Here is a 25,613-nt window from a genome sequence, read left to right on the forward strand (position 1 = left end):
GGCGCTGGCGGAACCGGCGCGGGCGGACCCGTGCGCCGCGGCGTGTTGGCGGCATGGCCGCCGCCGCGGGAGGCCACCGCGACGCGACGGGCGGCGGAGGCGCTTGTCCTGTCGCCCCGGCCTGGCGCCGAGCGCTCCCGTCATCGGCATGCGACGCCTGACGTGGCTGCGCGATGGCGTCGTCTGCCGATGGTCCGTTCCATCGCCAGCCCTTCGGGTCAGGCCGTCGGTCTATGGGCGCGCCATTAGCCGGGCTGTTGTTCCGTCAGCGTCGCCGATCCTCCTCCATCCTTCCCGAGGCCAGGCAACCCATTGGCCACGCGCGCCCGCGCGTGCCTGAAAGTGTTCGGAATGCACGGGGCAACCTCGTGTTGCTCCAGCGACTGGAGAGCGTCCTCGGCGTTCCGGCCGGCCGCCATCGCCAAGGCGTCCCTGCCATGCGCCGGCCGGATGCCGAGGACGCGGACAGCATCGTGTCGACCCGGGGGCGGGCGCAGTCGGCGCATGCCGCGTCGGGCCGTAGGAAAATTCTGCAACATTGCGCTTGCCCAATCCCGATCACCTCGTTATGATGCGCGTCCTCGCACCGGTACTGCCGCGTTGCGCAGTGGCCGAGTAGCTCAGTTGGTAGAGCAGGGGATTGAAAATCCCCGTGTCGGCGGTTCGATTCCGTCCTCGGCCACCATTTCTTTCAGGGCTTGCAGCAATGCAGGCCCTTTTCTTTTGCCGCTAAGTTTCGCAGCCCCTATAGAGCGTCGTGACGCGGGGCTGGCCGGGCGATCCTGCCATGCGAACGGCCACGGCCGTCGCCATCCGGCGTGCGTGCCGACTTGTGGTGCTATGCAGACTTCCGCATGCGCGTTGCCGTCGTGTCGTATGCGACGGCGATCGCCTGCGCCGGTCGCGTGTGAAGAAGTGTGTCCACGCTGGTAAACAAGTGCAGCCGGTTCACGGTTTTTCGGTGGATCCCGCTCAATCGAAGGCATCGCCTGTCGTAATTACAGGGGCGGGCGATCGGGGGGATCGGCCAATGACCAGCGGATTCGGATGGCGATACGGCAGCGTGGCGCTGCGGTGGGCCATGGCCAGCCGTGGTGTGGCCGCCCCCGTCGACGGGGCCGAGCATGCGGGCGAACAGGGCAACTCCGGTGCCGATGCGCCCTATATCGAACAGGTCGGCGCAGAGTGCGTGCTGGTCAATACGTATCTGCAGCGACGGGCTGGTCGAACGAGTGGTGCTGCGCCGGCCAGTCCGATCCGCAGGCCATGGCCGATCTCAGCCAATGATCCGCGGCGCCATCGCCGCGGGCGTGTGCCGCGGCGCTTTACATCGCTGCGCAGCTCCTGCATAAGCTGCTGCTTCCCGTCCGTCGGAACCTGCGCATGCGCCTTTCGCCGATCGCGCTGCTGTTGTTGGCATGCCTGTTGTGCCTCGCATCGCCACTGCGCGCCGCGCAGCCGGTGAGTTCGGTGGCCGAGTTCGATCTCGGCCGCTATGCCGGGCAGTGGCACGAGATCGCGCACCTTCCGGTCTCCTTCCAGAGGAAATGCGTCGGCGACGTCACCGCGGCCTATGTGTTGCGCGACGACGGCCAGATCGGCGTGCGCAACGCCTGCCGCACCGCCGGCGGCGACCTGCTGGTGGCCGAGGGCGTGGCACGGCGGGTGGAAGGCCATCCCGGACGGCTGCAGGTGCGCTTCGCGCCGGACTGGCTGGGGTGGGTGCCGTTTGTATGGGCCGACTACTGGGTGATCGCGCTGGATCCGGACTATCAATGGGCGCTGATCGGCGAACCCGGGCGCAAGTACCTGTGGGTGCTGTCGCGCTCGCCGCGCATGCAGCGCAGCGTGTTCGAGGCGATCAAGGCCAAGGCGGTGGCGATGGGGTACGACCTCGATCCGCTGCTGGTGGTCGCGCCGCTGGATTGAGTGCAGCGCCGCCGCAGGGTGCCTTGGCGTGCAGGCCCAGCGCCGCACGGGCGATGGGCCCTGACGACCGAGCGCTGGCTAGGCAACTGGGCGAGAACTGCCGGTCGGCCGCTTCGCCGGCGATCGCCGGTGCGGTAGAACGCCGCGCGTGACGGCAATCTGCCAGCGCATTGCGGACGCCAGCGCAGCGCCTGGTGGATCAATGCGTGCGCCAGGCGGCGGAGCCGATCGGCGTCAGTCGGGAAACGTCGCCCGTGCCGCCGCCAGCAGTTGCGCGCTGTCGCCGTCGCGCAGCGTCTGCAGTGCGCTGCGGCCATCGGCCAGGCGCATCTCCCGCATCCAGTGCGACAGCGCCGCCAGATCGCTGCCGCAGCCGTTCCACGCCACGCAGATGGTTTCGCCGACATTGAGCAGGTCGGCCTGGTTCAGGTGCGCCAGGGTGCCGTCGTGCGCCAGCCAGGCGAGCGCGCGTTGCGCGTCCTCCGGTGCGCCATAGGCGGCGCCGTCGATCAGCGACAGCAGGTCGCTGCTGTCGGCGCGCCGCTCGGCCCGGCGCCGTTCGGCGCGGCGCATGCCCTGCAGGATCGCCTTGATCCTTTCTTCGTGGAGGTTGTCGTCGGTCATGGGCGGCGAGGATGATGCGGGTGGAAAGGTCACTCTGCGCGCTCGGCGCGCAGGTGCAGCTCGCCGTCGGCCAGGCGTGCGCGCAGGCGATCGCCGGGCGCGACCTGCGCCGCCGAGCGGACCACGCTGCCGTCGTCGGCGCGGGTCAGGATGCTGTAGCCGCGTGCCACGGTGGCCAGTGGGCTGACCGTCTCCAGGGCGCGCGCCAGCGCGCGCAGGCGCTGCGCATCGGCTTGCAATTGCCGCGCCATCGCCGCCTGCGGGCGCCGGCCCAACGCCAGCAGGCGTACCCGCAGCAGTGCCAGCCGTCGTTGCGGTTGCGCGGCGCGCAGCACCGCGGCGGCATGGCGCAGCTGCGCCTGGCGACGTTCCTGCTGTTGCCGCCACGCGGCCTCCAACCGCCGTCCGATCTCGTGCTGGCGGCGCTGCAGCAACTGCAGGCGCGCTTGCGGACTCTGCGCCTGCAGACGCAGCAGGGCGCGATCGGCGCGTTGCTGGGCTTGCCGCAGCCGATGCTGCTGCCAGCGCAATAGCGCCGCGTGCTGGGCGCGCAGGCGTGCGCCGAGATCGCGCTGGTCCGGGACCAGCAATTCGGCGGCGACCGACGGCGTCGGCGCACGCAGGTCGGCAGCGAAATCGGCCAGGGTCACGTCGGTCTCGTGGCCGACCGCCGACACGACAGGGGTGGTCGCGGCGGCGATGGTGCGTGCCAGCCGCTCGTCGTTGAACGCCCACAGGTCTTCCAGCGAGCCGCCGCCGCGGGTCAGCAGGATCGCGTCGTAGCGGCCGCTGGCATCGGCCTGGCGCAGCAATGCGGCGATCTGCGCCGCGGCGCTGTCGCCCTGGACCAGGCTCGGCAGGATGTCCACCTGCAGCAGCGGCATGCGCCGGCCGAGCACGCTCAGCACGTCGCGCACGGCGGCGCCGCTGGGCGAGGTGATGACCGCCAGGCGGCGCACGAAGCCGGGCAGGGCGCGCTTGCGTTCGCTGGCGAACAGGCCTTCGGCGGCGAGCCTGGCCTTGAGTTCCTCGAACGCGCGGCGCAAGGCGCCTTCGCCGGCTTCTTCCAGGTGGTCCAGCACCAACTGGTAGTCGCCGCGCGCCTCGTACAGGGTCAGGCGCCCGCGCGCCAGCACCCGCAGGCCTTCGCGCGGCACGAACCGCAGCCATTGGCTCTTGGGCTTGAACATCGCGCAGCGCACCTGCGCGCGGGCGTCCTTCAGGGTGAAGTACAGATGGCCGGAGGACGGGCGCGTGACGTTGCCCAGTTCGCCTTCCACCCAGGCCAGCGGAAACGTGCTTTCCAGCAGGTCGCGGGCCAGCGTGTTGAGCTGGCTGGGGCTGAGGATCTGGTCGGCGCGATCGGACATGCGGGCAGTGCAGGGCGTACGGGCGCCTATCCTCGCACGTCGGCAGGCGCCGCCGGCCGCGAAGGCACAACCGGCGTGTGGGCCGACGTGTCCGCATGCCGGGCCAGCGCCCATTGCACGTGTTCGCGCACCAGCGGCGAAGGATGCTGCGCGCGCGCGTCGAGCGCGGCCAGCACCTGCGGCGTGGTCGGCGCGTTGCCCAGCGCCACCGCCAGATTGCGCAGCCAGCGTTCGTGTCCGCTGCGGCGGATCGCGCTGCCTTCGGTACGGCGCAGGAACTCGTCTTCTTCCCAGGCGAACAGCTGCGCCAGCGTGGCCTTGTCCAGGTCGTTGCGGGCGCGGAAGTCCGGTTCGTCGCTGCGCTTGGCGAACTTGTTCCAGGGGCAGATCAGCTGGCAATCGTCGCAGCCGAAGATGCGGTTGCCGATCGCCGGACGCAGTTCTTCGGGAATCGCGCCGTCGTGCTCGATGGTCAGGTAGGCGATGCAGCGGCGCGCATCGAGCCGGTACGGCGCGACGATCGCCTGGGTCGGGCAGACGTCGATGCAGCGCGTGCAGGTGCCGCAGTGCGCGCTGGCCGGCGGATCGATCGGCAGCGGCAGGTCGACGTAGATCTCGCCGAGGAAGAACCAGGAGCCGCCGTTGCGGTCGATCAGGCAGGTGTGCTTGCCGATCCAGCCCAGGCCGGCATCGCGCGCCAGGGCGCGTTCGAGCACCGGCGCGGAGTCGACGAACACGCGGTGGCCGAACGGGCCGATCTCCCGCTGGATGCGCTCGGCCAGCTTCTGCAGGCGGTTGCGCATCAGCTTGTGGTAATCGCGGCCCAGCGCGTAGCGCGCGACGTAGGCGCGCTCGCCGTCGCGCAGCGTGTCCCAGGCCGAATCGTCGTCGTTGCGGCCGTAGTCCAGCCCGACCGAGATCACCCGCAGCGTGCCCGGAATCAACTCCGCCGGGCGGGAACGCTTGTCGCCGTGCTGCGCCATCCAGTGCATCGTGCCGTACAGGCCCTGTTCCAGCCAGTCGCGCAGATGCGCCTCGTCCTGCTGCAGCTCGATCCCGGCGATGCCGCAGCGCTGGAAGCCGAACGTGCGCGCGAGCGCGCGGATGCGCGCGGCGGCGGCGTGGGGATCGGCGATGGCGAGGCGGGCGGACATCGCGCAAGTATAGAATCCCGTGCATGTACGACTGTTTCGATCTCCACGCCACCGCGGCCGCGCGCCGCATCGATGCGCAGGCCACCGCGCTGCTCGGCGGCGACGGCTACACGCTGATGCAGCGCGCCGGCCAGGCCGCCTGGCAGACGCTGTTGCAGCGCTGGCCGCAGGCGCAGCGCATCCTGGTGGCCTGCGGCAGCGGCAACAACGGCGGCGATGGCTACGTGCTGGCGCGGCTGGCGCACCGCGCCGGGCGCCAGGTGCGCGTGCTGCAGTTGCCTGGGCGCGGGCCGCAATCGCCGCTGGCGCAGCGCGCCTGCACCGACTACATCGGCGTGGGCGGCCGCATCGAGGAATTCGACGCGGCGCTGGCGCCGGCCGACGTGGTGGTGGATGCGCTGCTCGGGATCGGGCTCAATCGCGCGCCGGATGCCGAACTGGCGGCACTGTTCGGCGCGTTGGGCGGGCTCGGTGCGCCGGTGCTGGCGCTGGACGTGCCCAGCGGCGTCGACGCCGAATCCGGCAGCGTGCCCGGCGCGGTCCTGCCGGCGACGCTGACCCTGCAGTTCATCGTCGCCCACGCCGGGCTGCATACCGGTGCGGCGTTGAATCATGTCGGCGAGCGCGCCTTGGCGACGCTGGAGGTGCCGTCGGCGGCGTTCGCCGGCTGTGCGCCGCGTGCGCAGGCCTGGACCGTCGGCGCCTTGCGCAGCCGTCTGGCGCCGCGCCGGCAGGACAGCCACAAGGGCGATTCCGGCCATGTGCTGTGCGTCGGCGGCAACCTCGGCAGCGGCGGCGCGGTGATGCTCGGTGCCGAATCGGCCCTGCGCAGCGGGGCCGGCCTGGTCAGCGTGGCGACCCGCGGCGTGCACGTGGCGCCGCTGCTGGCGCGCTGTCCGGAGGCGATGGTGCATGCGGTCGACGATGCGGCGGCGCTGGCGCCGTTGCTGCGCAAGGCCGACGTGGTCGCGCTCGGCCCCGGGCTGGGCCAGGATGCCTGGGCGCAGGCGCTGTGGCAGGCGGTGCTGGCCGACGCGGAGCGCGCGCTGGTGCTGGATGCCGATGCCTTGAACCTGCTCGCGCAGGCGCCGCGGGCCGTACCGCAGGCGGTGTTGACCCCGCATCCGGGCGAGGCCGGGCGCCTGCTCGGCCTCTCCACCGCCCAGGTGCAGCGCGATCGCTTCGCGGCCGCCGCGGCATTGGCCGACCGCTACCAGGCCGCGGTGGTGCTGAAAGGCGCCGGCAGCCTGGTCGCCGCGCCGGGGCAAACGCCGCGGGTGATCGCCGCCGGCAATCCGGGCATGGCGGTCGGCGGCATGGGCGATCTGCTGACCGGGGTGGTCGCGGCGCTGCGCGCGCAAGGCCTGGCGGCGTTCGAGGCGGCCAGCGTCGGCGCGTTGCTGCATGCCGGCGCCGGCGACCGCGCCGCCGCCGCGGGCCAGCGCGGGCTGCTGCCCACCGACCTGTTGCCGGCGCTGCGGCGCCTGTCCAATCCGGAATCCACACCATGAGCATGGCCTTGTTCCTGCCCGACAGCGAGGCCACCGAACGCCTCGGTCGCGCACTGGCCGCGACCCGCCCGGCACAGGCCTCGGTGCATCTGCACGGGGACCTGGGCGCCGGCAAATCGACCCTGGCGCGGGCGCTGCTGCGCGCGCTCGGGGTGCAGGGCGCGATCCGCAGCCCCACCTATACCCTGGTGGAGCGCTATCCGCTGGCCGATGGCGAGGCCTGGCACCTGGATCTGTACCGCATCGGCGCGGCCGGCGAGCTGGATTTCCTGGGGCTGGACGAGGGCGGGGCCACGCTGTGGCTGGTGGAATGGCCCGAGCGCGGCGGCGACGTGCTGGCGCCGGCCGATCTGGACGTGCGACTGGCAGTGCGCGCGCACGGGCGCAGCGTCGTCCTGCAGGCGCGCACCGAGGTCGGCGCCGCCTGGTTGGCACGGATGGCCGAACAGGCCGACTTGCAGGGACTTTTTGCCGGCTGACGCTAGGAAGTGAAGGCAGGTTATGGATTATTAAGGGAAAACCGCTTGCCTTTGGCCCCCGTCGATGTTTGAATCGCGTTCATGCGCCCGGGGACCCGTTTTTTCGCCAGTTTCGCCGCCGCCGCAGGCTGGTGCCTGGCGGCGCAGGCGGCGTTCGCCGGTCAGGTGCAGTCGGTCTCTCTGGATAACGGCGCCACCGGCACCCGCGCGGAGATCCGCCTGCAGGGCAGTGGCGGCTTCAGCACGCTGTCGCTGGCCAATCCCAATCGTCTTGTGGTGGATCTTCCCGAGTCGTCCGCGGTCAAGGGGCTGAAGCTGCCGGCCGGCGGCGGCGTGGTCAGCGCCGTGCGCACCGGGCATCCGGTACCGGGCACCTTGCGCATCGTGTTCGATCTGAGCAGCCCGGTGGTGGCGTTCAAGCCGCAGATGCAGACCATTGGCGGCAGTTCGGTGCTGGTGATCGAGTGGCCGGGCGAGGCGCCGGCGGGCAGGGCGGTGGCCGGCGACGCGCCGGCAGCCGCGGCCGCGCTGCCCCAGGCCGCGCCAGTGCCGGTGCCCAGGCCGCCAGTGGATGCGCGGGCCGAAGCGGCGCGCGCGACCGCGGCGTTGACCTCGTCGGTGGTGCAGCGCGCCAGCCAGCCCGCGCCGGCTCCGCCGCCGCCGCCCGCCGCGGCCGCACCGACCGTCGTGGCGGCCGCGCCGACCGCGGTCGCGGCGGGATCCGGCCGTCCCATGCCGGGTGTGGTGGTGCCGCCGCCGACGCCCGCGCCGGTCGCGCCGCCGGCGAACGAGAGCTCCGAGCGTGACGACGCGGACGACGCGGCGGTCGCCGCTGCCGCCGAAGCGCGGCCGGTGATGCCCAGCGCGGCGGCGCGGGTGAAGATGGCGCCGGGCATGCGTCCGCTGATCGTGGCCATCGATCCGGGCCATGGCGGCCAGGATCCCGGCGCCAGCGGCCCGACCGGCAAGCACGAGAAGGACGTGACCTTGGCCATCGGCCGCGAACTGGCGCGCCAGATCAACGCCACGCCGGGCATGAAGGCCTACATGACCCGCACCACCGACGTGTTCATTCCGTTGCCGATGCGCGCGCAGAAGGCGCGCGCGGCCAAGGCCGACATCTTCATCTCGATCCATGCCGATGCGGCCGAGAACCGCAGCGCGACCGGCTCCTCGGTGTACGTGCTGTCGACCAAGGGCGCCTCCTCGCAGCGCGCGCGCTGGCTGGCGGACAAGGAAAACGCGGCCGACCTGATCGGCGGCGTGCGCCTGCAGAAGACCGACAGCACCCTGGCCAACGTGTTGCTGGACCTGGCCCAGAGCGGCCACATGAAGGCCTCCGAAGACGCGGCCGGGCACGTGCTGGGCGGGCTCAAGCGGATCGGCAACAACCACAAGCCGGAGATCGAGCGCGCCAACTTCGCGGTGCTGCGCACCTCGGACATGCCGGCGATGCTGGTCGAGACCGCCTTCATCTCCAACCCGGACGAGGAGCGCCGGCTGACCGATCCGGCCTACCAGCGCCGCATCGCCAGCGCCGTGCTCGACGGCGTCAGCACCTTCTTCACCCGGCAGCCGCCGCCGGGCACGCTGTTCGCCGCGCGCGCGCAGGCCGAGGCGGAAGCGGCGGCCGGCACCGTGGCCGGCGGCAGTCGCTGAGACGCTATCATTAACGGCTGATCCTCGATGACGGCGTCCGCGCCGCGAGCCGTGCCGATGTCCTTTCCCTGCTGTCGTCCTCCTTTCGTCGCCACGACCGGCGTGCGCCTGCGCGTGCATGGGGCCGCGACCGCATGAGCATCCGTCAGCTGCCCGAGATCCTGATCAACCAGATCGCCGCCGGCGAAGTGGTCGAGCGTCCGGCCTCGGTGGTCAAGGAACTGGTGGAGAACGCGCTGGACGCCGGCGCGCGCCGCGTCGACATCGATCTGGAAGAAGGCGGCGTGCGCCTGATCCGCATCCGCGACGACGGCGGCGGCATCGCGCCCGAGGAACTGCCGCTGGCGGTGTCGCGGCATGCGACCAGCAAGATCGCCTCGCTGGACGACCTGGAATCGGTGGGTACGCTGGGTTTCCGCGGCGAGGCGCTGCCGTCGATCGCTTCGGTCAGCCGCTTCACCCTGGCCTCGCGCCGCGCCGGCGACGAACACGGCGCGGCCCTGCAGGTCGAAGGCGGCAAGGTCGGCGAGGTGCAGCCGCGCGCGCTGCCGCCGGGCACCCTGGTCGAGGTCCGCGAGCTGTTCTACAACGTGCCGGCGCGGCGCAAGTTCCTGCGCGCCGAACGCACCGAACTGGGCCACATCGAAGAGTGGCTGCGTTCGCTGGCGCTGGCGCGCCCGGACGTGGAGCTGCGCGTTGCGCACAACGGCAAGCCGTCGCGGCGCTACAAGCCGGGCGATCTGTACTCGGACGCGCGCCTGGGCGAAACCCTGGGCGAGGACTTCGCGCGGCAGGCGCTGCGGGTGGACCACAGCGGTGCCGGCCTGCGCCTGCATGGCTGGATCGCGCAGCCGCATTACTCGCGCGCCAGCGCCGACCAGCAGTATCTCTACGTCAACGGCCGCTCGGTGCGCGACCGCAGCGTCGCCCACGCGGTGAAGATGGCCTATGGCGACGTGCTGTTCCATGGCCGGCAGCCGGCCTATGTGCTGTTCCTGGAACTGGAACCGTCGCGGGTGGACGTCAACGTGCATCCGGCCAAGCATGAGGTGCGCTTCCGCGACGCGCGGCTGATCCACGATTTCGTCTACCGCACGCTGCAGGACGCGTTGGCGCAGACCCGCGCCGGCAGCCTGCCCAGCGCGCTGGGTGCCGACGCGTTACCGCCGGCCGCGGGCGCCCCTGGCTGGGTGGCCGCAGGCGCGTCGAATGGCGGCAGCGGCGCGGGTGGCGGCGGACAAGGCTACGGGTACGGCGCGCAATGGCGCCCGGCGCAATCGCCGCTGGGCTTGCGCGTGGAAGAGGCGCCGGCCGCGTACGCGGCGCTGTATGCCGCGCCTGCGGAGCCGGGCACCGTCGCCGGCCTGCCGCGGCAGACCCAGGATCCGGCCGGCGGCCTGCCGCCCACCGCCGCCGACAGCGGCGTGCCGCCGCTGGGCTACGCCATCGCGCAATTGCACGGCATCTACATCCTGGCCGAGAACGCCGACGGCCTGATCGTGGTCGACATGCACGCTGCGCACGAACGCATCGGCTACGAGCGCTTGAAGACCGCGCACGACGGCATCGGCCTGCATGCGCAGCCGCTGCTGGTGCCGATCACCCTGGCGGTCGGCGAACGCGATGCCGACACCGCCGAACGCGAGGCGGAGACGCTGGCCGCGCTCGGCTTCGAGGTCACCCGCAGCGGGCCGCAGTCGCTGCACGTGCGCAGCATCCCGGCGCTGCTGGCGCAGGCCGAGCCGGAGGCCTTGCTGCGCGACGTGCTCACCGACCTGCGCGAACACGGCCACAGCGGCCGCGTCGCCGGCGCCCGCGATGCGCTGCTGTCGACGATGGCCTGCCACGGCGCGGTACGCGCCAATCGCCGCCTCACCGTGCCGGAAATGAACGCCTTGCTGCGCGACATGGAAGCCACCGAGCGCTCCGGCCAGTGCAATCATGGGCGTCCGACCTGGGCGCGGTTCACCCTGGGCGAAATCGATCGTTGGTTCTTGCGGGGGCGATGATGGACAAGCGGATCTGGACGACGGCGCTGCTGGCGGCGCTTGTCGCCTTGGTGGGATGCGGCAAGCAGGCGCCGGCACCGGCCGCGCCGACAGCGCCGGACGCGCGGTTCGTGGCCGACGAACAGGCCTGGCGCGCGCAGCGCCAGCGCGAGCTGCAGGCGCCGGACGGCTGGACCAGCCTGGTCGGCCTGCACTGGCTGGAACTGAAGGAGCACTACATCGGCAGCGGCGCGGACAGCGGCATCCGCCTGGCGGTGGGGCCGGCGCGGATGGCGCTGGTGTCGCAGGTGCAGCGCGAGGTGTACCTGACCCCGGAGCGTGGCGTCGGACTGAGCGTCGCCGGCGCGCCGGTGCAGGGGCGCATCCGCCTGTACAGCGACCACGACCCGCAGCCGACGGTCGTCGACTTCGACGACGGCAAGGGCAAGCTCAGCCTGATCGAGCGCGGCGGTCGCTACGCCTTGCGGGTCAAGCACGCCGATGCGCCGACCCGGCGCGGCTTCACCGGCGTGCCGTACTGGCCGCTGGCCGAGTCCTGGCGCGTGCGCGGCCGCTTCGTGCCCAATCCGCCCGGCACCACCCTGCCCATCGTCGACATCATCGGCGTCACCACGCCATCGCCCAATCCCGGTGCCCTGGAGTTCGAGCGCGGCGGCAAGCGCTACCGCCTGCAGGCCATCGGCGAACCCGGCCAGCCGCTGTTCGTGGTGTTCGCCGACCGCACCAGCGGCCACGGCAGCTACCCGGCCGGACGCTTCCTGGACGTGGACGCGCCCGCCGCCGACGGCAGCGTGGTGCTGGATTTCAACCGCGCCTACGACCCGCCGTGCGCGTTCACCCCGTTCGCGACCTGTCCGCTGCCGCCGCCGGAGAATCGCCTCGACCTGGCGGTGGACGCCGGCGAGAAGACCTACGCCGCCGCCCATTGAACCGAGGAAACCGATGACCCCGTTCCCGCGCCCGTTGCGCCGCCTGCTGCTGGGCCTGTCGCTGTGTCTGGTGCTGCCGGCACTGGCCCGCACGCCGCCGCCGGTGGCCGCGACGCCTGTCGCACCCGCCGCTGCGCCCGCCGTGGCGCCGCCCACGCCGTTGTTGTGGAAGGTCAGCGGCCCGCGCGGGGCGCTGTACCTGCTGGGTTCGTTCCACATGCTCAAGGCCGACGACTATCCGCTGGCGCGCGAGGTCGATGCGGCCTATGCGGCCTCGCCGCGGCTGCTGTTCGAACTGGCGCCGAAGGACGTGGACGCGCCGCAGCTGGGCGCACAGATGCTGCAGGCGGCACAGCGCCATGACGGCAAGCGGCTGCAGGACGACCTGGACCCGGCGACCTGGGAGCGGCTGCGCCGCTATGCCGCCGGGCACGGCCTGCCGCTGGCGCAGATGAGCGGTTTCGAGCCGTGGTTCGTCGGCCTCAGCATCAGCATCGCCGACATGAAGGCGCAGGGCCTGCAGGCCGATGCCGGGCTGGACCGCCACTTCATGACCCTGGCCCTGCAGGACGGCAAGACCGCCGAAGGCCTGGAGACGGCGCAGGCGCAGATCGACTTGCTCGACGGCATGGACCCGGTGGAGCAGAAGCAGATGCTCACCGAGGCGCTGGACGATGCCGAGCAGGGCGCGGCGCAGACCCTGCGCCTGCACGACGCCTGGCGCCGCGGCGACGAGCGCCAACTGTGGCAGGAGATCGGCGCGCAGATGAAGCGCGACTATCCGCGGCTGTACCAGCGCATCTACGTGGAGCGCAACCAGGCCTGGCTGCCGCGCCTGGAGCAGCGCCTGAAGGACGGCGGCGGCGACACCCTGGTGGTGGTCGGGGCACTGCACCTACTGGGGCCGGACGGGGTGGTCGAGGGCCTGCGCGCGCGCGGCTACAAGGTCGAGCGGATCTGCGCGAGCTGCAAGCCGGCAAGGTCGCGCTGAGCAGGTCTGCGCGGCTGCGCCCGAGCCTCATCCGCCCCTGCGGGGCACCTTCTCCCGGCGGGAGAAGGAAAACGCCATAGCCCCTCTTTCAGCGGGAGAGGGGTTTGGGTGAGGGGAGGGCGCGAAGCGCCCCGCCGACGCGAGTCTGCGCGGCTTTGCCCGACCCTCATCCGCCCCTGCGGGGCACCTTCTCCCGGCGGGAGAAGGGAAACGCCATAGCCCCTCTCCCGCCGGGAGAGGGGTTGGGGTGAGGGTAAGGCGCGAAGCGCCCCGCCGAACCCTGCGCGGTCGCGCGGCTCAGCGCGGACGCGATTTCGGCGTGGCGCCGGCCGGCGGTTCGCCGGGCTTGCCCGCGCCGCCGGCCGGGCGGCCGAAGCCGGCGCCGAGGTTGCGCTGGAACTCCTGCCACAGCTCCAGGTTGCGCTCGGTGAGCTGGTTCATCATGGTCCACGGGGTCTGCCCCAGCAGATTGCCCATCTGCTGGCGGAACTGCTGCTGCTGGTCGAGGAACACCTGCATGCTGCGCTCCAGGTAGTTGCCCATGAAGCCCTGCAGCGAGTCGCCGTAGAAGCGGATGATCTGGCTGAGCAACTGGGTGGACAGCATCGGTTCGCCGTCCTGTTCCTGGTCGGCGATGATCTGCAGCAGCACCGCACGGCTGAGGTCTTCGCCGGTCTTGGCGTCGCGGACTTCGAATTCCTCGCCGTCGATGATCAGCTGGCGGACGTCTTCGATGGTGATGTAACTGGAGATCTCGGTGTCGTAGAGGCGGCGATTGGGATACTTCTTGATGATGCGGATCTCAGCCATGAAGCGGTCGCTCTGTGACGGTAGGCGCGCAGCATGGCGCAGCGCAGCAGGGCTTGCAACCGCCGTTGCCGCCTGAACAGGGGGGTGCAGCAAAAAATTTATGCTGCGCAGCATTCGCGGCCCGGCGCCGGTCGCCGCACGGGCCTTGATGGGCCGATCGCGGGCGGCGTTACCGCGCGCCCAGCGCCGCCGGCTGACCGATTCAGCCGCTCACCAGCCCATGTGGTGGCCGCCGTTGATGTCCAGGTTCGAGCCGGTGATCCATGCGGCTTCCTCGGCGACCAGGAACGCCACGGCGTAGGCGATCTCCTCCGGCTTGCCGAGGCGCCCGGTGGGGATGTCGGCAGCGATCTTGGCGCGGACCTCCTCGGGCACCGCCATCACCATGTCGGTGGCGACGTAGCCGGGCGAGACCGTGTTGACGGTGATGCCGTAGCTGGCGTTCTCGCGCGCCAGCGAAATGGTGAAGCCGTGCATGCCGGCCTTGGCCGCGGCGTAGTTGGCCTGGCCGTACTGGCCCTTGAGGCCGTTGATCGAGCTGATCTGGATGACCCGGCCCCAGCGCTGCTGGCGCATGCCTTCGATCACCGGGCGGGTGACGTTGAACACCGAGTTGAGGTTGGTGTTGATGACCTCGTGCCACTGCTCGGCGGTCATCTTGTGGAAGGTGGTGTCGCGGGTGATGCCGGCGTTGTTGACCAGGATCTCGACCGGGCCGAGCTGGCGTTCGACCTCGCGGACCAGGGCCTGCGCGTACTCGGGCGAGGCGACGTCGCCGGGGACGATGGCGACGTCATGGCCGCGCTCGCGCATGCGCTGCTGCCAGGCCAGGGCCTTGGCCTCGTCGCGGTAGTTGCTGGCCACGCGGTGGCCCTGGGCGGCCAGCCGCTCGCAGATCGCGGTTCCGATGCCGCCGGTGCCGCCGGTGACCAGCGCAACGCGTGATGTCATGGATGTTGCTCCGGATAAAGATAAGGAAAGGGGGCCGCGGCGCGGCCAAGGGTCCGATTCTAGTCAGCCTGGGTGTCGCTGGGGATAGCGGCCGCGACCTGCGCCGCATCGTCCACGCCTCGGTCCTGCATGGACAGCCGCGACGGGTCGAAGGCGCGCAGCGCGGCGGCCAGCAGCGCCGACACCGAACCGGCCCCGGCCAACGCCGCGGGCGGCTGGCCCAGCGTCGCCCAGGCCAGGCGCAGCGCCGGCAGCGGGTCGGCATCGTCCAGCGGCAGCGCCGCATGCGACTTGGACAGCTTGCGGCCGTCGGCGCCCAGCAGCAGCGGCAGGTGCAGGTAGCGCGGCGTCGGCAGGCCCAGCGCGCGCTGCAGCAGGATCTGCCGCGGCGTGGAATCCAGCAGGTCGGCGCCGCGCACCACGTCGGTGACGCCTTGCGCGGCATCGTCGACCACCACCGCCAACTGGTAGGCCCAGCAGCCGTCGGCGCGCAGCAGCACCACATCGCCGACCTCGGCGTGGACGTCCTGGCTCAGCCGCCCGCGCAGGCCGTCGTGGAAGGCGATCACGCTGGCCGTGCCGGGCGGCACGCGCAGGCGGATGGCCGGCTGCGCACGCGGCGCGGTGGCGACGCAGGCATGGTGCACGCCGCCCTGCGCCGCCAGCGCACTGCGGCTGCAATGGCAGGGGAAGGCGAGGCCGGCCTGCAGCAGCCGGTGCGCCGCGTCGCGGTAGACCGGGTCGCGCTCGCTCTGCCGCAGCATCGGGCCGTCGGCCTCCAGGCCGCAGGCGCGCAGGCTGGCCAACTGCCGCTCGGCGGCGCCGGGCACGCTGCGCGGGCGGTCCACGTCCTCGATGCGCAGCAGCCATTCGCCGCCGGCGTGGCGCGCGAGCAGCCAGCTACCGAAGGCGGCGAGCAGCGAACCCAGGTGCAGCGGGCCGGTGGGCGAAGGCGCGAAACGGCCGCGGTAGAGAGGCGGGGACATGGACAAGCTGAATCCTCGGTCAGGTACGCGCTTGAATTCAAGCGGCCGACACCGCAGATTCGAGCCAATCCCTCCATCATTCTTCGTGCGGAGCCCACGCTCACATGTTCAATCGCATCGTCCTGTTCCTCATCACCAACCTGGCGGTGCTGGTGCTGGCCGGCATTGTCATGTCGGTGTTCGGGGTCAATCCGAACCAGATGGGCGGTCTGCTGGTGATGGCCGCGATCTTCGGCTTCGGCGGCTCGCTGGTCTCGCTGCTGCTGTCCAAGTTCATGGCCAAGCGCGCCACCGGCGCGCAGGTCATCACCGAGCCGCGCAACCACACCGAGCGCTGGCTGCTGCAGACCGTGCAGCGCCAGGCGCAGGCCGCCGGCATCGGCATGCCCGAGGTCGCCGTGTACGACGGCCCGGAGATCAACGCCTTCGCCACCGGCGCCAACCGCAACAACGCGCTGGTCGCGGTCTCCACCGGCCTGCTGCAGAACATGACCGAGGACGAGGCCGAGGCGGTGCTGGGCCACGAGATCAGCCACATCGCCAACGGCGACATGGTGACCATGGCGCTGCTGCAGGGCGTGCTCAACACCTTCGTGATCGTGCTGGCGCGGGTGGTCGGCGGCGTGGTGGACAGTTACCTGTCGGGCAACCGCGACGGCCGTCGCGGCCTGGCCTACTACGCGATCGTGATGGTGCTGGAACTGGTGTTCGGCCTGTTCGCGACGATGATCGCCATGTGGTTCTCGCGCTACCGCGAGTTCCGCGCCGACGCCGGCGGCGCCAGCCTGGCCGGTCGCGGCAAGATGATCGCGGCGCTGCAGCGGCTGGAACTCAACCACGGGCAGAGCACGCTGCCGGCGCAGGTGCAGGCCTTCGGCATCGCCGGCGGCCTGGGCCAGGGCCTGCGCAAGCTGTTCATGAGCCACCCGCCGCTGGCCGAGCGCATCGCCACCCTGCGCGCCGCGCAGGTCAACGCGACGGTCAGCTGAGCCAGCGCGGGAGCGAGACGCCGGCCGGCGCAGCGCAGGCTGCGCCGGCCGGCGCTTTGTGCCACTCCCACTTCCCACTCCCGAATCCCGGCCCCTCAGGCAAAATCGAACGTCATCGCCGGCGTCGCCAGGCCGACGAACTCGCCCTGCACGTAATCGACGCCGGCGCTGAACAGCAGGCTCATCGAGGTCGCGTCGGAGACGAACTCGGCGATGGTGCGGATGCCGGCCGATTGCGCGCGTGCGGTGATCTCGCGGATCTTGTCCTGGTGTTCGCGGGTCTGGGTCAGATCCTGGGTGAAGCCCCGGTCCAGCTTCAGGAACGCGGGCTGGAAGTGCGCCAGCAGCTGGAACGAGTCCAGGCCCGAGCCGAACTGTTCCAGGCCGACCTTGCAGCCCAGCGCGGTGGCGTCGGCGAGGAACTGCTGCGCATTGCGCAGGTGGGTGAACACCTTGGCCTCCGGCGTCTGCAGCCACAGGCGCTCGCCGGGCACGCCATGCGCCGCCAGTTCGCGCCGGATCAGGTCGACCATCTGGCTGTCGGCGAAGGCCTCCGGGCTGACCTTGACCATCAGGCTGGTGGCATGGCCGGCGCGCTGGCGCTCGCCGATCACCGCGATCGCACGGGCGACCACCCAGCGGTCGATCTCGGCGGTCAGGCCGTGCTCGGCGGCGATGCCGAGGAAGGTCGACGGGCCGATCAGTTCGTCGTTGCGCTCCAGGCGCAGGTAGGCCTCGTACAGCTCGTGTGGTTCGCCCTGCATGTTCAGCACCGGCTGGTAGTGCAGCAGGAAGCCGTCGCCGGCCAGGGCCTCGCGCAGGTGCTGGACCCAGCGCTGCACGCGCTCCTCCTCGAGCCGGTCGGCCGCACCCGGGTCGAAGATCTTGCAGGCGTTGCCGCCCAGTTCCACGGTCGTCTGCACGTTCTCGCTGGCGCGGGCCAGGACCTGGCCGACGCTGGCGATCTTCTCGCCGATCTGCACGCCGCCGATGCTGACGGTGACCGTGGCCGAGCGTTCGCCGACGCTGAACACCTGGCTGGCGTAGGCCTGCAGCAGGCGTTCGGCCAGCGCCGCGGTGCGCGCGTAGTCGCCTTCCAGCAGCAGCGCGAAGTTGTGTTCGCCGAAGCGTGCCGCCTGCACGTCGCCGTCGATGGCCGCGGCCAGGTGCTGGGCCAGCGCCGCGACCAGCGCGTCGGCCGAGTCCAGGCCGATGTCGGCCAGCAGCCGCGCGTAGTGGTCCGGCTCGACCAGCAGGAAGCCGTACTGGCCCTCGCCGCGGCCGACGTGGGCCACGGCGGTCTCCAGCGCCAGCATGAAGGTCGGGCGGTTGAGCAGGCCGGTGACCTGGTCGCGCTGGCGCAGGTCCTCGACCTCGCGCGCCAGCTCCGGGTCGAATTCCTCGCGGCGGCGGAACACCACCTGCACGCAGGCTTCGCCCTCGTAGCTGGCGGTGGCGAACTCCATCGTCGCCGGGAAGCTCTCGCCTTCCAGGGTGCGCGCGTCCACCTGGTACTGCGCCGGCGGCGGCTCGCCCTTGCCCAGCGACTTCAGCAACTGCTTGAAGCCTTCCACGTGCTGCGGGGCGACCATGTCCAGCAGCGACACGCCCTCGACGTCGTCGAACGAGTCGAACCCGAACATCTCCAGGTAGGCGTCGTTGGCACGGATGTGCATGCCTTCGTGGATGTAGGCGATCGGGTCGCGCGAGGAGGCGATCAGCGCGTCGCAGCGGCGCTCGGTCTCGCGCATCTGCGCTTCGATCCGGCGCAGGCCGCGCCGCGCCTGCAGGTCGGCCCAGGTGGTGCGCACCACCGCCAGCAGGTGCTCGGGGCGCCGCCGCAGCGCGATCGCGCGCGCGCCGCCGGCCACCGCCTCCAGCCATTCCTGCTCCTCGATGCGCTCGGCCAGCACGATCACCGGGATGTCCTTGCCGCTGGCCGCCACCCGCTGCAGCACCTGCGGCAGCGGGATCGACTGGGCCTGCGCGCTGAGGACCAGGTCGATCGGCTGCGAAGCGAGCATGGCCGCCAGCTCCTCGGCGTGCTGCGGCCGCGACGGACGCACGGCGATACCGCTGTTGCGCAGGCTGCTGACGATCGCCTCGGCGTCTTCGCCGCTGTCGTCGACGATCATCAGGCGGAGGGTGATGTCTTTGCCTGTCTGCATGAAGCCTCCCGGGGACGGGGTTTAATACACGATGCCTGCTGTCGCGTCCATGTCGGAATGGGAATGGGGAATCGGGAATGGGGAATCGCAAGAGCGGGAATGTTCCCGGGGAAGGCCGAGACGCACGCAAGCAACGCGCGCTGTGTCAAATCCCCATTCCCCATTCCCCATTCCCGGCCCCTAGGCCGCCAAGCCAGCAGCATGGCCCGAGGCCCAGGCCCACTGGAAGTTGTAGCCGCCCAGCCAGCCGGTGACGTCGAGCACTTCGCCGACGAAGTACAGGCCGGGCACGCGCCGCGATTCCATGGTCGAGGACGACACCTGGTCGGTGTCCACGCCGCCCAGGGTGACTTCGGCGGTGCGGTAGCCCTCGGTGCCGCTGGCCACCAGCGGCCAGGCGCCGAGCAGCTCGGCGGCGGCGCGCAGCTGCGGCTCGTCCAGCTGGCGCACCGGCTTGTCCGGCAGCCACACCTCGCACAGCCGCTGCGCGAAGCGGCGCGGCAGCGCCTCGCCCAACACCGTGCGCAGCTCGGCGGCGCCGCGCAGGCGCTTCTGGTCGCGCAGCCAGGCCGCCGCGTCCTGCCCCGGCAGCAGGTCCAGGCGCAGGTCGTCGCCCGGTTGCCAATATGAGGAGATCTGCAGGATCGCCGGGCCGCTGACCCCGCGGTGGGTGATCAGCATGAAGTTGCGGAAGCGCGCGCCGTTGCAGCGGGCCTCCACCGGCAGCGCCAGCCCGGACAGGTCCTGCAGGCGCTCCTGGTGCTTGCCGCTCAGGGTCAGCGGCACCAGGCCGGCGCGGGTCGGCAGCACCGCATGGCCGAACTGCCGCGCCAGGTCGTAGCCGAACCCGCTGGCGCCGAGGCTGGGGATGGACAGGCCGCCGGTGGCCACCACCAGCGAGGCCGCATGCACCGGGCCGTCGTCGGTGTCCAGGCGGAAGCCTTCGCTGCCGCGTTCCACCGCGCGCACGCTGCAGCCGGTGCGCACCGTCACCGCCGCCGCGGCGCATTCGTCCACCAGCATGCGCACGATCTGCTTGGAGGACAGGTCGCAGAACAGCTGCCCCAGTTCCTTCTCGTGGTAGGCGATGGCGTGGCGTTCGACCAGGTCGATGAAGTCGGCGGGACGGTAGCGGGCCAGCGCCGACTTGCAGAAGTGCGGGTTGGCCGACAGGAAGTTGCCCGGCCCGGTGCCGGTGTTGGTGAAGTTGCAGCGGCCGCCGCCGGACATCAGGATCTTCTTGCCGACCTTGTTGGCATGGTCGATCACCCGCACCCGGCGGCCGCGCTGGCCGGCGGCGATCGCGCACATCAGTCCGGCGGCGCCGGCGCCGATCACCACGACGTCGCTGCGGATGGGGGCGGTCCCGGCGCTCATGCCGCGGCTTTGCGCACCGTCGGGGTGAACGTGACGCTGCCGGCGTCGCCCAGCCACTGCACCTCGCCGTCCTGGATCATCACGTCGAAGCGCATGCTGCGCTGGATCAGCTCGGCCGCCGCGGCGACCGCATCGGCCGGCAGGTCGATCACCTGCACCGGCTTGAGCTTGCCCAGCGCCGAGGCGTTCTTCTCCCACCAGATGTCCGCGGCGCGGCCGCCGTAATTGGCCACCACCACCGAGCGCGCCCGGCCGCAGGCCTTGCGCACCCGCGATTCGTCGGGCTGGCCGACCTCGATCCATTGTTCGATCGCGCCGGTGTAGTCCATCCGCCACAGGTCGGGCTCGTCGTCGCTGCTCAGGCCCTTGCCGAACAGCAGGCGCTCGTCGGCGTACAGGGCGAAGGTCAGCAGGCGCGCCATCAGCCGCTGGTCGGTTTCGGACGGGTGTTGCGCCAGGGTCAGGGAATGCGCGGCGTAGTAGCCGCGGTCCATGTCGGAAATCTGCAGCTCCGCCTTGCGGAGGGTGGCGGTGAGGGCCATGCGGCTACCGGGATCGAAGGGCGCATAGGATACGGCGTGCGGCGGCGCAGGCGGTCCTGGACCTGCCCGGGAGGCGAGGATCGGTGGCCGGTCCGGCGTTTCCGGGAGGAGGGGCGATGGGTGCGGTGGGCCGAGACGGGCGCCTCCGGCGTGACCGCGGGGTCAGTCGGCGTTGCCGGGGACGGCGGCGGATTTGCGCAGTTTCCGCGAATCGGCACGGGGATCGGCCGCGCTGGCGCTAACTTTAGGGTGAGGTTCAGCTTCTTTGTGGTGAGTCCCGGTTTGTCTACACAAACATGTCGCTTTTTGAGCGCGACCCGCGTATGGTGGCCCCACTGTGTTTGCTAGAGTCACCGTGAATCGTGGCTTGGTGCAGTAGATCTCGCGATCCGCTTCATCGTTCCGCTCGCTTTACTAACGCCTGCAACTCAGTCTCGGCCTCGATCTCCGATGGCTGCGATTTCTTCAATTCAATGTTTCAGGAGTTAGCAAATGTCTGACCGTCAGAACGGTATCGTGAAGTGGTTCAATGATGCCAAGGGCTTCGGCTTCATCACCCCGGAAAGCGGCCCGGACCTGTTCGTGCACTTCCGTGCGATCCAGGGCACCGGCTTCAAGTCGCTGCAGGAAGGCCAGAAGGTGACCTTCGTCGCCGTGCAGGGCCAGAAGGGTATGCAGGCTGACCAGGTGCAGGCCGTCTAAGGACGCCCGCCACCGCAAGGTAGCCAGACGCCGGAAGCGCAAGCTTCCGGCGTTTTTGTTTGGACGATCGTTTTTCCCGGACATCGTTCGCGCCGGTTGGGGCGCTGCCGCGGTCATGTCGCAGGCGCAGCGGCGCTGCCCGTGCATGCGCGGGTTCACCCCTGCATCCGGCTACCATGGCGGCCCCCGAGTTCCGGAGCCGTCGCCATGATCACCGTGCATCACCTCAACCAGTCCAGGTCGCAGCGCGTGCTGTGGTTGCTGGAGGAACTGGCGCTGCCGTACCAGGTGATCAAGTACCAGCGCGACCCCAAGACCATGCTGGCACCGCCGGAACTGCGCGCGATCCACCCGCTGGGCAAGTCGCCGGTGCTGGTGGACGACGGCCACGTGCTGGCCGAGTCCGGGGCGATCCTCGACTATCTGGTGGACCGCTACGACACCGGCTGCACCCTGTCGCCGGCGCCGCAGCCGCTGGATTCGCCCGAGCGCCTGCGCTACCGCTACTGGATGCACTACGCGGAAGGCTCGGCGATGCCGCCGCTGCTGATGAGCCTGGTGTTCGGGCGGATCCGCTCGGCGAAGATGCCGTTCTTCGCCCGGCCGATCGCCAAGGCCATCGTCGACAAGGCGATGCGCGGCTTCGTCGGGCCACAGCTGCGCCTGCACCTGGACTGGATGGAGCGCGAGCTGGCGGCCACCGGCTGGTTCGCCGGCGACCGCTTCACCGCCGCGGACGTGCAGATGAGCTTCCCGGTGCAGGCCGCGGCGGCGCGCACCGGCCTGCAGGCGCATCCGCACCTGGCCGGGTTCGTGCAGCGGATCGAACAGCGTCCCGCCTACCAGCGCGCGTTGCAGCAGGGCGGTCCGTTCGAACTGCTCGGCGGTGCGGACGGCTGAACCCGCTTCGCCCCGGCCGCGCCTTCCGCAGGCTCAGGGAGCGGCCGGACGCGCCGGGCAGGCGCGCACGAAGGCGATGCTGTCGGCCATGACCGGCAGTGCCGGGTCGTCCTTGCGCAGCGCCAGCACCAGGCGCATGTGGCCGACGCCGGGATAGGTCTTCAGTGTCGCCGGCACCCCGGCGCGCTGCAGCGCGGCCTGCAGCGACTGGCTGTTGTGCGGTGCCACCACCGTGTCGGCGTCGCCGTGCAGCAGCAGCGCCGGCGGCTCGTCGCCGTCGACGAACGTCACCGGCTGCGAACGCTTTTGCTGCGCCGGGTCCTGGCCGAACATGCCGATCAGGTCCGGGTCGGTCAACGGCAGGAAATCGTAGGGGCCGGCCAGGCCGACCAGGCCGCACAACTGCCGCGGCGACAGGCCCTGCGCCTGCAGCCAGTGGCCGTCGGTGGCCAGCAGCGCGGCGATGTGCGCGCCGGCGGAGTGGCCCATCAGCACCAGTCGCTGCGGGTCGCCGCCGTAGTCGGCGGCATGGCGCTGGCTCCAGGCGACCGCGGCGGCGGCGTCGCGCATGAAGCCGTCCAGGGTCACCTGCGGGTACTTGCGGTAGTCCGGCACGATCGCGACCACGCCGTGCCGCGCCAGCGCTTCGCCGGCCCAGCGGTAGTTCTGGCGGTTGCCGGTCTTCCAGGTGCCGCCGTGGAAGAACACCACCACCGGCGCATGCTGCGCCCCGGCCGGGCGGTACACGTCCATTGCCAGGCCATGCGCGGCGTCGTAGACGATGCCGCGTTGCTCGCTGAGGCCGTGGCGCGAGGAACTGGCGTTGAGGCCGCCGAAGAACAGGCTGCTGCAGGCCGAGACCAGCAGCGAGGACACGGCGATCAGGACGTTGCGGGGCCAGCGTGGCGGAAACGGACGGTCGGACATGGGCGATCCCTGAGAGGAGCGCGGAGCATGCCGGATGCCGGTGTCGGCGGCGAGTGGAGGTGGGGCGGGGATTGGGGATCCGGGATTGGGGATTTGCTGGGGCGCGGGCTTCTTGCATGGGCGCTGTGACGTTGCGGCAGTCGGACCCGCACCCCAACCCCTCTCCCGGGGCGAGAGGGGCTTTGCCGGCCCGAGCGGCGCCGGGCGTGCACCGTATGCTCACCCTGCGGCCTTTCCAATGCGGGCTACGACTTCTACGCTGTTGCCCATGTCTGCCTTGCGTTTCGACAATCGCTTCGTCGCCGAACTGCCTGGCGACCCCGAAACCGGTCCGCGGCGCCGCGAGGTGCTGGGGGCGTTGTGGTCGCCGGTCGAGCCGACGCCGGTGGCGGCGCCGCGCCTGCTGGCGTATTCGCCGGAGGTGGCGGCCTTGCTCGGGCTGTCCGGCCAGGACGTGCGGGCGCCGCAGTTCGCCGCGGTGTTCGCCGGCAATGCGCGCTATCCGGGCATGCAGCCTTACGCGGCCAACTACGGCGGCCACCAGTTCGGGCATTGGGCCGGGCAGCTCGGCGACGGCCGCGCGATCTCCCTGGGCGAGGCCCTGGGCGCGGATGGACGGCGCTGGGAGTTGCAGCTCAAGGGCGCCGGGCCCACGCCGTACTCGCGCGGCGCCGATGGCCGCGCGGTGCTGCGCTCCTCGATCCGCGAGTTCCTGTGCAGCGAGGCCATGCATCACCTGGGCGTGCCGACCACGCGCGCGCTGAGCCTGGTCGGCACCGGCGAGACGGTGGTGCGCGACATGTTCTACGACGGTCATCCGCGCGCCGAACCGGGCGCGGTGGTGTGCCGGGTGGCGCCGTCGTTCGTGCGCTTCGGCAGTTTCGAGCTGCCGGCCGCGCGCGGCGACACGGCGCTGCTGCGGCGCCTGGCCGACCTGGTGATCGCGCGCGATTTCCCGGAACTGCAGGGCGCCGGCGCCACGCGCGATGCGGCCTGGTTCGCCGAGATCTGCGCGCGTACCGCGCGCATGGTGGCGCACTGGATGCGGGTCGGCTTCGTGCACGGGGTGATGAACACCGACAACATGTCGATCCTGGGGCTGACCATCGACTACGGCCCGTACGGCTGGGTCGACGACTACGACCCGGACTGGACTCCGAACACCACCGACGCGCAAGGGCGGCGCTACCGCTTCGGCACCCAGCCGCAGGTCGCGTACTGGAACCTGGGGCGGCTGGCCCAGGCGCTGGCGCCGCTGTTCGGCGACGTCGCACCGCTGCACGACGGGTTGGAGCGGTTCCGCACCGAATACGCGCAGGCCGAGCGCGACAGCATCGCGGCCAAGCTCGGCCTGGAGACCTGCGGCGACGCCGATGTGGCGTTGATGGACGCGTTGCTGGACCTGCTGCAGCAGGGCGAGGTCGACATGACCTTGTGGTTCCGCGGGCTGAGCGCGCTGCCGCGGCAGGCGTGGATGCCGGCGCAGGCGCTGGCGGCGCTGGCCGAGGCGTTCTACGACCCCGCCAGGCTGGCGGCGCAGGCGCCGGCGTTCGAGGCCTGGCTGGCGCGCTATGCGCAGCGCCTGCAGCAGGATCCGTTGCCCGCCGCCGCGCGCGTGGAGAAGATGCGCGCGGCCAACCCGCGCTACGTGCTGCGCAACTACCTGGCGCAGCAGGCGATCGACCGTGCCGAGCAGGGCGACACCGGCGGCATCGACGAGTTGCTGGAGGTGATGCGCCATCCCTACGACGAGCAGCCCGGGCGCGAGGCCTTCGCGGCCAAACGCCCGGACTGGGCGCGGAGCCGGGCCGGCTGTTCGATGCTGTCGTGCAGTTCCTGAGCGGGGCCGGCGCGTGCGCTCAGGACGGCGTCGCGCCGCGGTAGCGCCAGGCGGCCAGGAAGGTCGCCACCACTTCTTCCGCCAGCGCCTGCTGCGCGGCCGCGTCCGGCGCCTGCCCGTTGAGCATCGCGCCGGGATAGGCATAGCCGAAGGTGGCGCCGATGAACGCGGTGGCGGCGAGGGAGGGAGCGGGGACCTGCACGTCGCCACGCGCGTGCAGGGTCTGCAGCAAGGCGCTCAGGCGCTCGCGCAGGCGTCCGGCGCGGCGCCGGTGCAGCGACTGCAGCAGGTCCGGCATCTGCGCGCTGGCCTGCACCAGCAGGCGATGCAGGCGCAAGGCGTCGGGCGCGTACAGGTGCGCGGGCACGGTCACCGCGATCTGCCGCAGGGTCGCAGGCAGGTCCTGTGCGGTGGCGCTGCCGATGTTCTCCAGGCGGGTCTGCAGTTCCTCGCTCAAGGCCTCGAACACCTGCATCAGCAGCTCGGCCTTGCTGGCGAAATGGTTGTACATGCTCTGCCGGGTCAGCCCGGCCCGGCTGGCGATCTGTTCCAGCGACACCTCCAGCCCGTGCTCCAGCAGCAGCGTGCGCGCCGCCGCCAGCAGGCGCGGTCGCGCCAGCGCCGGCCGTCCGCGCGGGCGGGTGGGCGCGCCCGATGCCGCTGCCCCCGGCGCCGTGGCCACTGCCTGTGCCTCCTGGCGGGCAAGGGGTGTGCTTCCCTTCATGATTGTTTTTTTGTCTTTAAGTAAATTAAATGATCCCCCTCG

Annotated in this window: 22 protein-coding genes and 1 tRNA gene; 12 read left to right on the forward strand and 11 right to left on the reverse strand. The window is 71.3% G+C overall.

Annotated features, from left to right (window positions below; genetic code table 11):
* The first annotated feature begins 609 nt into the window (after positions 1–609).
* Together AC1PME_RS08395 and AC1PME_RS08400 are read left to right on the forward strand one after the other, a co-directional pair.
* Positions 610–685, forward strand: a tRNA-Phe gene (locus tag AC1PME_RS08395).
* Positions 686–1,383: 698 nt separating this feature from the next.
* On the forward strand, positions 1,384–1,929 hold the full coding sequence (locus AC1PME_RS08400) for a lipocalin family protein (RefSeq protein ID WP_481097848.1): 546 nt from the start codon (positions 1,384–1,386) through the stop codon (positions 1,927–1,929).
* A 234-nt stretch (positions 1,930–2,163) separates the two neighbouring features.
* Here AC1PME_RS08400 and AC1PME_RS08405 read toward each other — a convergent pair whose 3' ends face one another.
* Genes AC1PME_RS08405 through queG form a run of 3 tightly spaced genes read right to left on the reverse strand, consistent with a single transcriptional unit; the run spans position 2,164 to position 5,077 of the window.
* On the reverse strand, positions 2,164–2,553 hold the full coding sequence (locus tag AC1PME_RS08405) for a hypothetical protein (RefSeq protein ID WP_481097849.1): 390 nt from the start codon (positions 2,551–2,553) through the stop codon (positions 2,164–2,166).
* 29 nt (positions 2,554–2,582) lie between these two features.
* Entirely contained in the window at positions 2,583–3,923 is a 1,341-nt protein-coding gene (xseA, locus tag AC1PME_RS08410) for an exodeoxyribonuclease VII large subunit (RefSeq protein ID WP_481097850.1), read from the reverse strand.
* A 26-nt stretch (positions 3,924–3,949) separates the two neighbouring features.
* Positions 3,950–5,077 (reverse strand): tRNA epoxyqueuosine(34) reductase QueG, encoded by a 1,128-nt coding sequence (gene queG / locus AC1PME_RS08415; protein ID WP_481097851.1) that lies wholly within the window; start codon positions 5,075–5,077, stop codon positions 3,950–3,952.
* Between the two features lie 23 nt (positions 5,078–5,100).
* Here queG and AC1PME_RS08420 point away from each other — a divergent pair, with 23 nt between their 5' ends.
* The 6 genes from AC1PME_RS08420 to AC1PME_RS08445 all read left to right on the forward strand — a co-directional run bounded on the left by AC1PME_RS08420 (position 5,101) and on the right by AC1PME_RS08445 (position 12,655).
* Positions 5,101–6,588, forward strand: coding sequence for an NAD(P)H-hydrate dehydratase (locus tag AC1PME_RS08420; RefSeq protein WP_254461144.1), 1,488 nt, complete (start codon positions 5,101–5,103; stop codon positions 6,586–6,588).
* On the forward strand, positions 6,585–7,067 hold the full coding sequence (gene tsaE / locus AC1PME_RS08425; RefSeq protein ID WP_254461145.1) for a tRNA (adenosine(37)-N6)-threonylcarbamoyltransferase complex ATPase subunit type 1 TsaE: 483 nt from the start codon (positions 6,585–6,587) through the stop codon (positions 7,065–7,067). The genes AC1PME_RS08420 and tsaE overlap by 4 nt, the downstream gene beginning before the upstream one ends.
* A gap of 81 nt (positions 7,068–7,148) precedes the next feature.
* Entirely contained in the window at positions 7,149–8,726 is a 1,578-nt protein-coding gene (locus AC1PME_RS08430; RefSeq protein ID WP_307549873.1) for an N-acetylmuramoyl-L-alanine amidase, read from the forward strand.
* 134 nt (positions 8,727–8,860) lie between these two features.
* Positions 8,861–10,735 carry a DNA mismatch repair endonuclease MutL gene (gene mutL / locus AC1PME_RS08435; RefSeq protein WP_481097852.1) on the forward strand — a complete coding sequence of 625 codons (1,875 nt, stop codon included), beginning with the start codon at positions 8,861–8,863 and terminating at the stop codon, positions 10,733–10,735.
* Positions 10,735–11,664 (forward strand): DUF1684 domain-containing protein, encoded by a 930-nt coding sequence (locus AC1PME_RS08440; protein WP_481097853.1) that lies wholly within the window; start codon positions 10,735–10,737, stop codon positions 11,662–11,664. The genes mutL and AC1PME_RS08440 overlap by 1 nt, the downstream gene beginning before the upstream one ends.
* 13 nt (positions 11,665–11,677) lie before the next feature.
* Entirely contained in the window at positions 11,678–12,655 is a 978-nt protein-coding gene (locus AC1PME_RS08445) for a TraB/GumN family protein (RefSeq protein WP_481097854.1), read from the forward strand.
* A gap of 297 nt (positions 12,656–12,952) precedes the next feature.
* On the opposite strand, the gene phaR is transcribed toward AC1PME_RS08445, so the two are convergent.
* The 3 genes from phaR to gluQRS form a co-directional block, all read right to left on the reverse strand.
* On the reverse strand, positions 12,953–13,465 hold the full coding sequence (gene phaR, locus AC1PME_RS08450; RefSeq protein ID WP_254461150.1) for a polyhydroxyalkanoate synthesis repressor PhaR: 513 nt from the start codon (positions 13,463–13,465) through the stop codon (positions 12,953–12,955).
* Between the two features lie 210 nt (positions 13,466–13,675).
* Positions 13,676–14,416, reverse strand: a complete 741-nt coding sequence (phbB, locus tag AC1PME_RS08455) for a beta-ketoacyl-ACP reductase (RefSeq protein ID WP_254461151.1) — start codon at positions 14,414–14,416, stop codon at positions 13,676–13,678.
* A 59-nt stretch (positions 14,417–14,475) separates the two neighbouring features.
* Positions 14,476–15,402 (reverse strand): tRNA glutamyl-Q(34) synthetase GluQRS, encoded by a 927-nt coding sequence (gene gluQRS / locus AC1PME_RS08460; RefSeq protein WP_481097855.1) that lies wholly within the window; start codon positions 15,400–15,402, stop codon positions 14,476–14,478.
* Between the two features lie 104 nt (positions 15,403–15,506).
* On the opposite strand from gluQRS, the gene htpX reads away from it, so the two are divergent.
* Positions 15,507–16,391: a protease HtpX gene (gene htpX, locus AC1PME_RS08465; protein WP_254461153.1), complete on the forward strand. Its 885-nt coding sequence runs from the start codon at positions 15,507–15,509 to the stop codon at positions 16,389–16,391.
* Positions 16,392–16,486: 95 nt separating this feature from the next.
* On the opposite strand, the gene AC1PME_RS08470 is transcribed toward htpX, so the two are convergent.
* The 3 genes from AC1PME_RS08470 to AC1PME_RS08480 all read right to left on the reverse strand — a co-directional run bounded on the left by AC1PME_RS08470 (position 16,487) and on the right by AC1PME_RS08480 (position 20,478).
* Positions 16,487–18,559 carry a GGDEF/EAL domain-containing response regulator gene (locus AC1PME_RS08470; RefSeq protein WP_481097856.1) on the reverse strand — a complete coding sequence of 691 codons (2,073 nt, stop codon included), beginning with the start codon at positions 18,557–18,559 and terminating at the stop codon, positions 16,487–16,489.
* A 180-nt stretch (positions 18,560–18,739) separates the two neighbouring features.
* Positions 18,740–19,936, reverse strand: coding sequence for a BaiN/RdsA family NAD(P)/FAD-dependent oxidoreductase (locus AC1PME_RS08475; RefSeq protein ID WP_481097857.1), 1,197 nt, complete (start codon positions 19,934–19,936; stop codon positions 18,740–18,742).
* Entirely contained in the window at positions 19,933–20,478 is a 546-nt protein-coding gene (locus AC1PME_RS08480) for a YaeQ family protein (protein ID WP_254461156.1), read from the reverse strand. Before AC1PME_RS08480 ends, AC1PME_RS08475 begins: the two co-directional genes overlap by 4 nt.
* Before the next feature lie 492 nt (positions 20,479–20,970).
* Here AC1PME_RS08480 and AC1PME_RS08485 point away from each other — a divergent pair, with 492 nt between their 5' ends.
* Positions 20,971–21,180 (forward strand): cold-shock protein, encoded by a 210-nt coding sequence (locus AC1PME_RS08485; protein ID WP_209031199.1) that lies wholly within the window; start codon positions 20,971–20,973, stop codon positions 21,178–21,180.
* Positions 21,181–21,387: 207 nt separating this feature from the next.
* Positions 21,388–22,080, forward strand: coding sequence for a glutathione S-transferase family protein (locus AC1PME_RS08490; RefSeq protein ID WP_481097858.1), 693 nt, complete (start codon positions 21,388–21,390; stop codon positions 22,078–22,080).
* A 33-nt stretch (positions 22,081–22,113) separates the two neighbouring features.
* On the opposite strand, the gene AC1PME_RS08495 is transcribed toward AC1PME_RS08490, so the two are convergent.
* Entirely contained in the window at positions 22,114–23,007 is an 894-nt protein-coding gene (locus AC1PME_RS08495; protein WP_481097859.1) for an alpha/beta hydrolase, read from the reverse strand.
* A gap of 268 nt (positions 23,008–23,275) precedes the next feature.
* Between AC1PME_RS08495 and AC1PME_RS08500 the strand changes: the two genes are divergently transcribed.
* The gene (locus AC1PME_RS08500; protein WP_481097860.1) at positions 23,276–24,847 is read left to right on the forward strand and encodes a protein adenylyltransferase SelO; all 1,572 of its coding nucleotides are present in this window, start codon (positions 23,276–23,278) and stop codon (positions 24,845–24,847) included.
* Between the two features lie 19 nt (positions 24,848–24,866).
* Here the strand turns inward: AC1PME_RS08500 and AC1PME_RS08505 are convergent, their stop codons facing one another.
* Entirely contained in the window at positions 24,867–25,529 is a 663-nt protein-coding gene (locus AC1PME_RS08505) for a TetR/AcrR family transcriptional regulator (protein WP_481097861.1), read from the reverse strand.
* Positions 25,530–25,613: the final 84 nt, after the last annotated feature.

The organism is Xanthomonas sp. NCPPB 901 (genome assembly GCF_056725085.1).

Excerpts from the sequence above, each read along its gene's own strand:
- AC1PME_RS08400 (WP_481097848.1), top strand. The coding sequence starts at position 1,384 with ATGCGCCTTTCGCCGATCGCGCTGCTGTTGTTGGCATGCCTGTTGTGC.
- AC1PME_RS08405 (WP_481097849.1), bottom strand. The coding sequence starts at position 2,553 with ATGACCGACGACAACCTCCACGAAGAAAGGATCAAGGCGATCCTGCAG.
- xseA (WP_481097850.1), bottom strand. The coding sequence starts at position 3,923 with ATGTCCGATCGCGCCGACCAGATCCTCAGCCCCAGCCAGCTCAACACG.
- queG (WP_481097851.1), bottom strand. The coding sequence starts at position 5,077 with ATGTCCGCCCGCCTCGCCATCGCCGATCCCCACGCCGCCGCCGCGCGC.
- AC1PME_RS08420 (WP_254461144.1), top strand. The coding sequence starts at position 5,101 with ATGTACGACTGTTTCGATCTCCACGCCACCGCGGCCGCGCGCCGCATC.
- tsaE (WP_254461145.1), top strand. The coding sequence starts at position 6,585 with ATGAGCATGGCCTTGTTCCTGCCCGACAGCGAGGCCACCGAACGCCTC.
- AC1PME_RS08430 (WP_307549873.1), top strand. The coding sequence starts at position 7,149 with ATGCGCCCGGGGACCCGTTTTTTCGCCAGTTTCGCCGCCGCCGCAGGC.
- mutL (WP_481097852.1), top strand. The coding sequence starts at position 8,861 with ATGAGCATCCGTCAGCTGCCCGAGATCCTGATCAACCAGATCGCCGCC.
- AC1PME_RS08440 (WP_481097853.1), top strand. The coding sequence starts at position 10,735 with ATGGACAAGCGGATCTGGACGACGGCGCTGCTGGCGGCGCTTGTCGCC.
- AC1PME_RS08445 (WP_481097854.1), top strand. The coding sequence starts at position 11,678 with ATGACCCCGTTCCCGCGCCCGTTGCGCCGCCTGCTGCTGGGCCTGTCG.
- phaR (WP_254461150.1), bottom strand. The coding sequence starts at position 13,465 with ATGGCTGAGATCCGCATCATCAAGAAGTATCCCAATCGCCGCCTCTAC.
- phbB (WP_254461151.1), bottom strand. The coding sequence starts at position 14,416 with ATGACATCACGCGTTGCGCTGGTCACCGGCGGCACCGGCGGCATCGGA.
- gluQRS (WP_481097855.1), bottom strand. The coding sequence starts at position 15,402 with ATGTCCCCGCCTCTCTACCGCGGCCGTTTCGCGCCTTCGCCCACCGGC.
- htpX (WP_254461153.1), top strand. The coding sequence starts at position 15,507 with ATGTTCAATCGCATCGTCCTGTTCCTCATCACCAACCTGGCGGTGCTG.
- AC1PME_RS08470 (WP_481097856.1), bottom strand. The coding sequence starts at position 18,559 with ATGCAGACAGGCAAAGACATCACCCTCCGCCTGATGATCGTCGACGAC.
- AC1PME_RS08475 (WP_481097857.1), bottom strand. The coding sequence starts at position 19,936 with ATGAGCGCCGGGACCGCCCCCATCCGCAGCGACGTCGTGGTGATCGGC.
- AC1PME_RS08480 (WP_254461156.1), bottom strand. The coding sequence starts at position 20,478 with ATGGCCCTCACCGCCACCCTCCGCAAGGCGGAGCTGCAGATTTCCGAC.
- AC1PME_RS08485 (WP_209031199.1), top strand. The coding sequence starts at position 20,971 with ATGTCTGACCGTCAGAACGGTATCGTGAAGTGGTTCAATGATGCCAAG.
- AC1PME_RS08490 (WP_481097858.1), top strand. The coding sequence starts at position 21,388 with ATGATCACCGTGCATCACCTCAACCAGTCCAGGTCGCAGCGCGTGCTG.
- AC1PME_RS08495 (WP_481097859.1), bottom strand. The coding sequence starts at position 23,007 with ATGTCCGACCGTCCGTTTCCGCCACGCTGGCCCCGCAACGTCCTGATC.
- AC1PME_RS08500 (WP_481097860.1), top strand. The coding sequence starts at position 23,276 with ATGTCTGCCTTGCGTTTCGACAATCGCTTCGTCGCCGAACTGCCTGGC.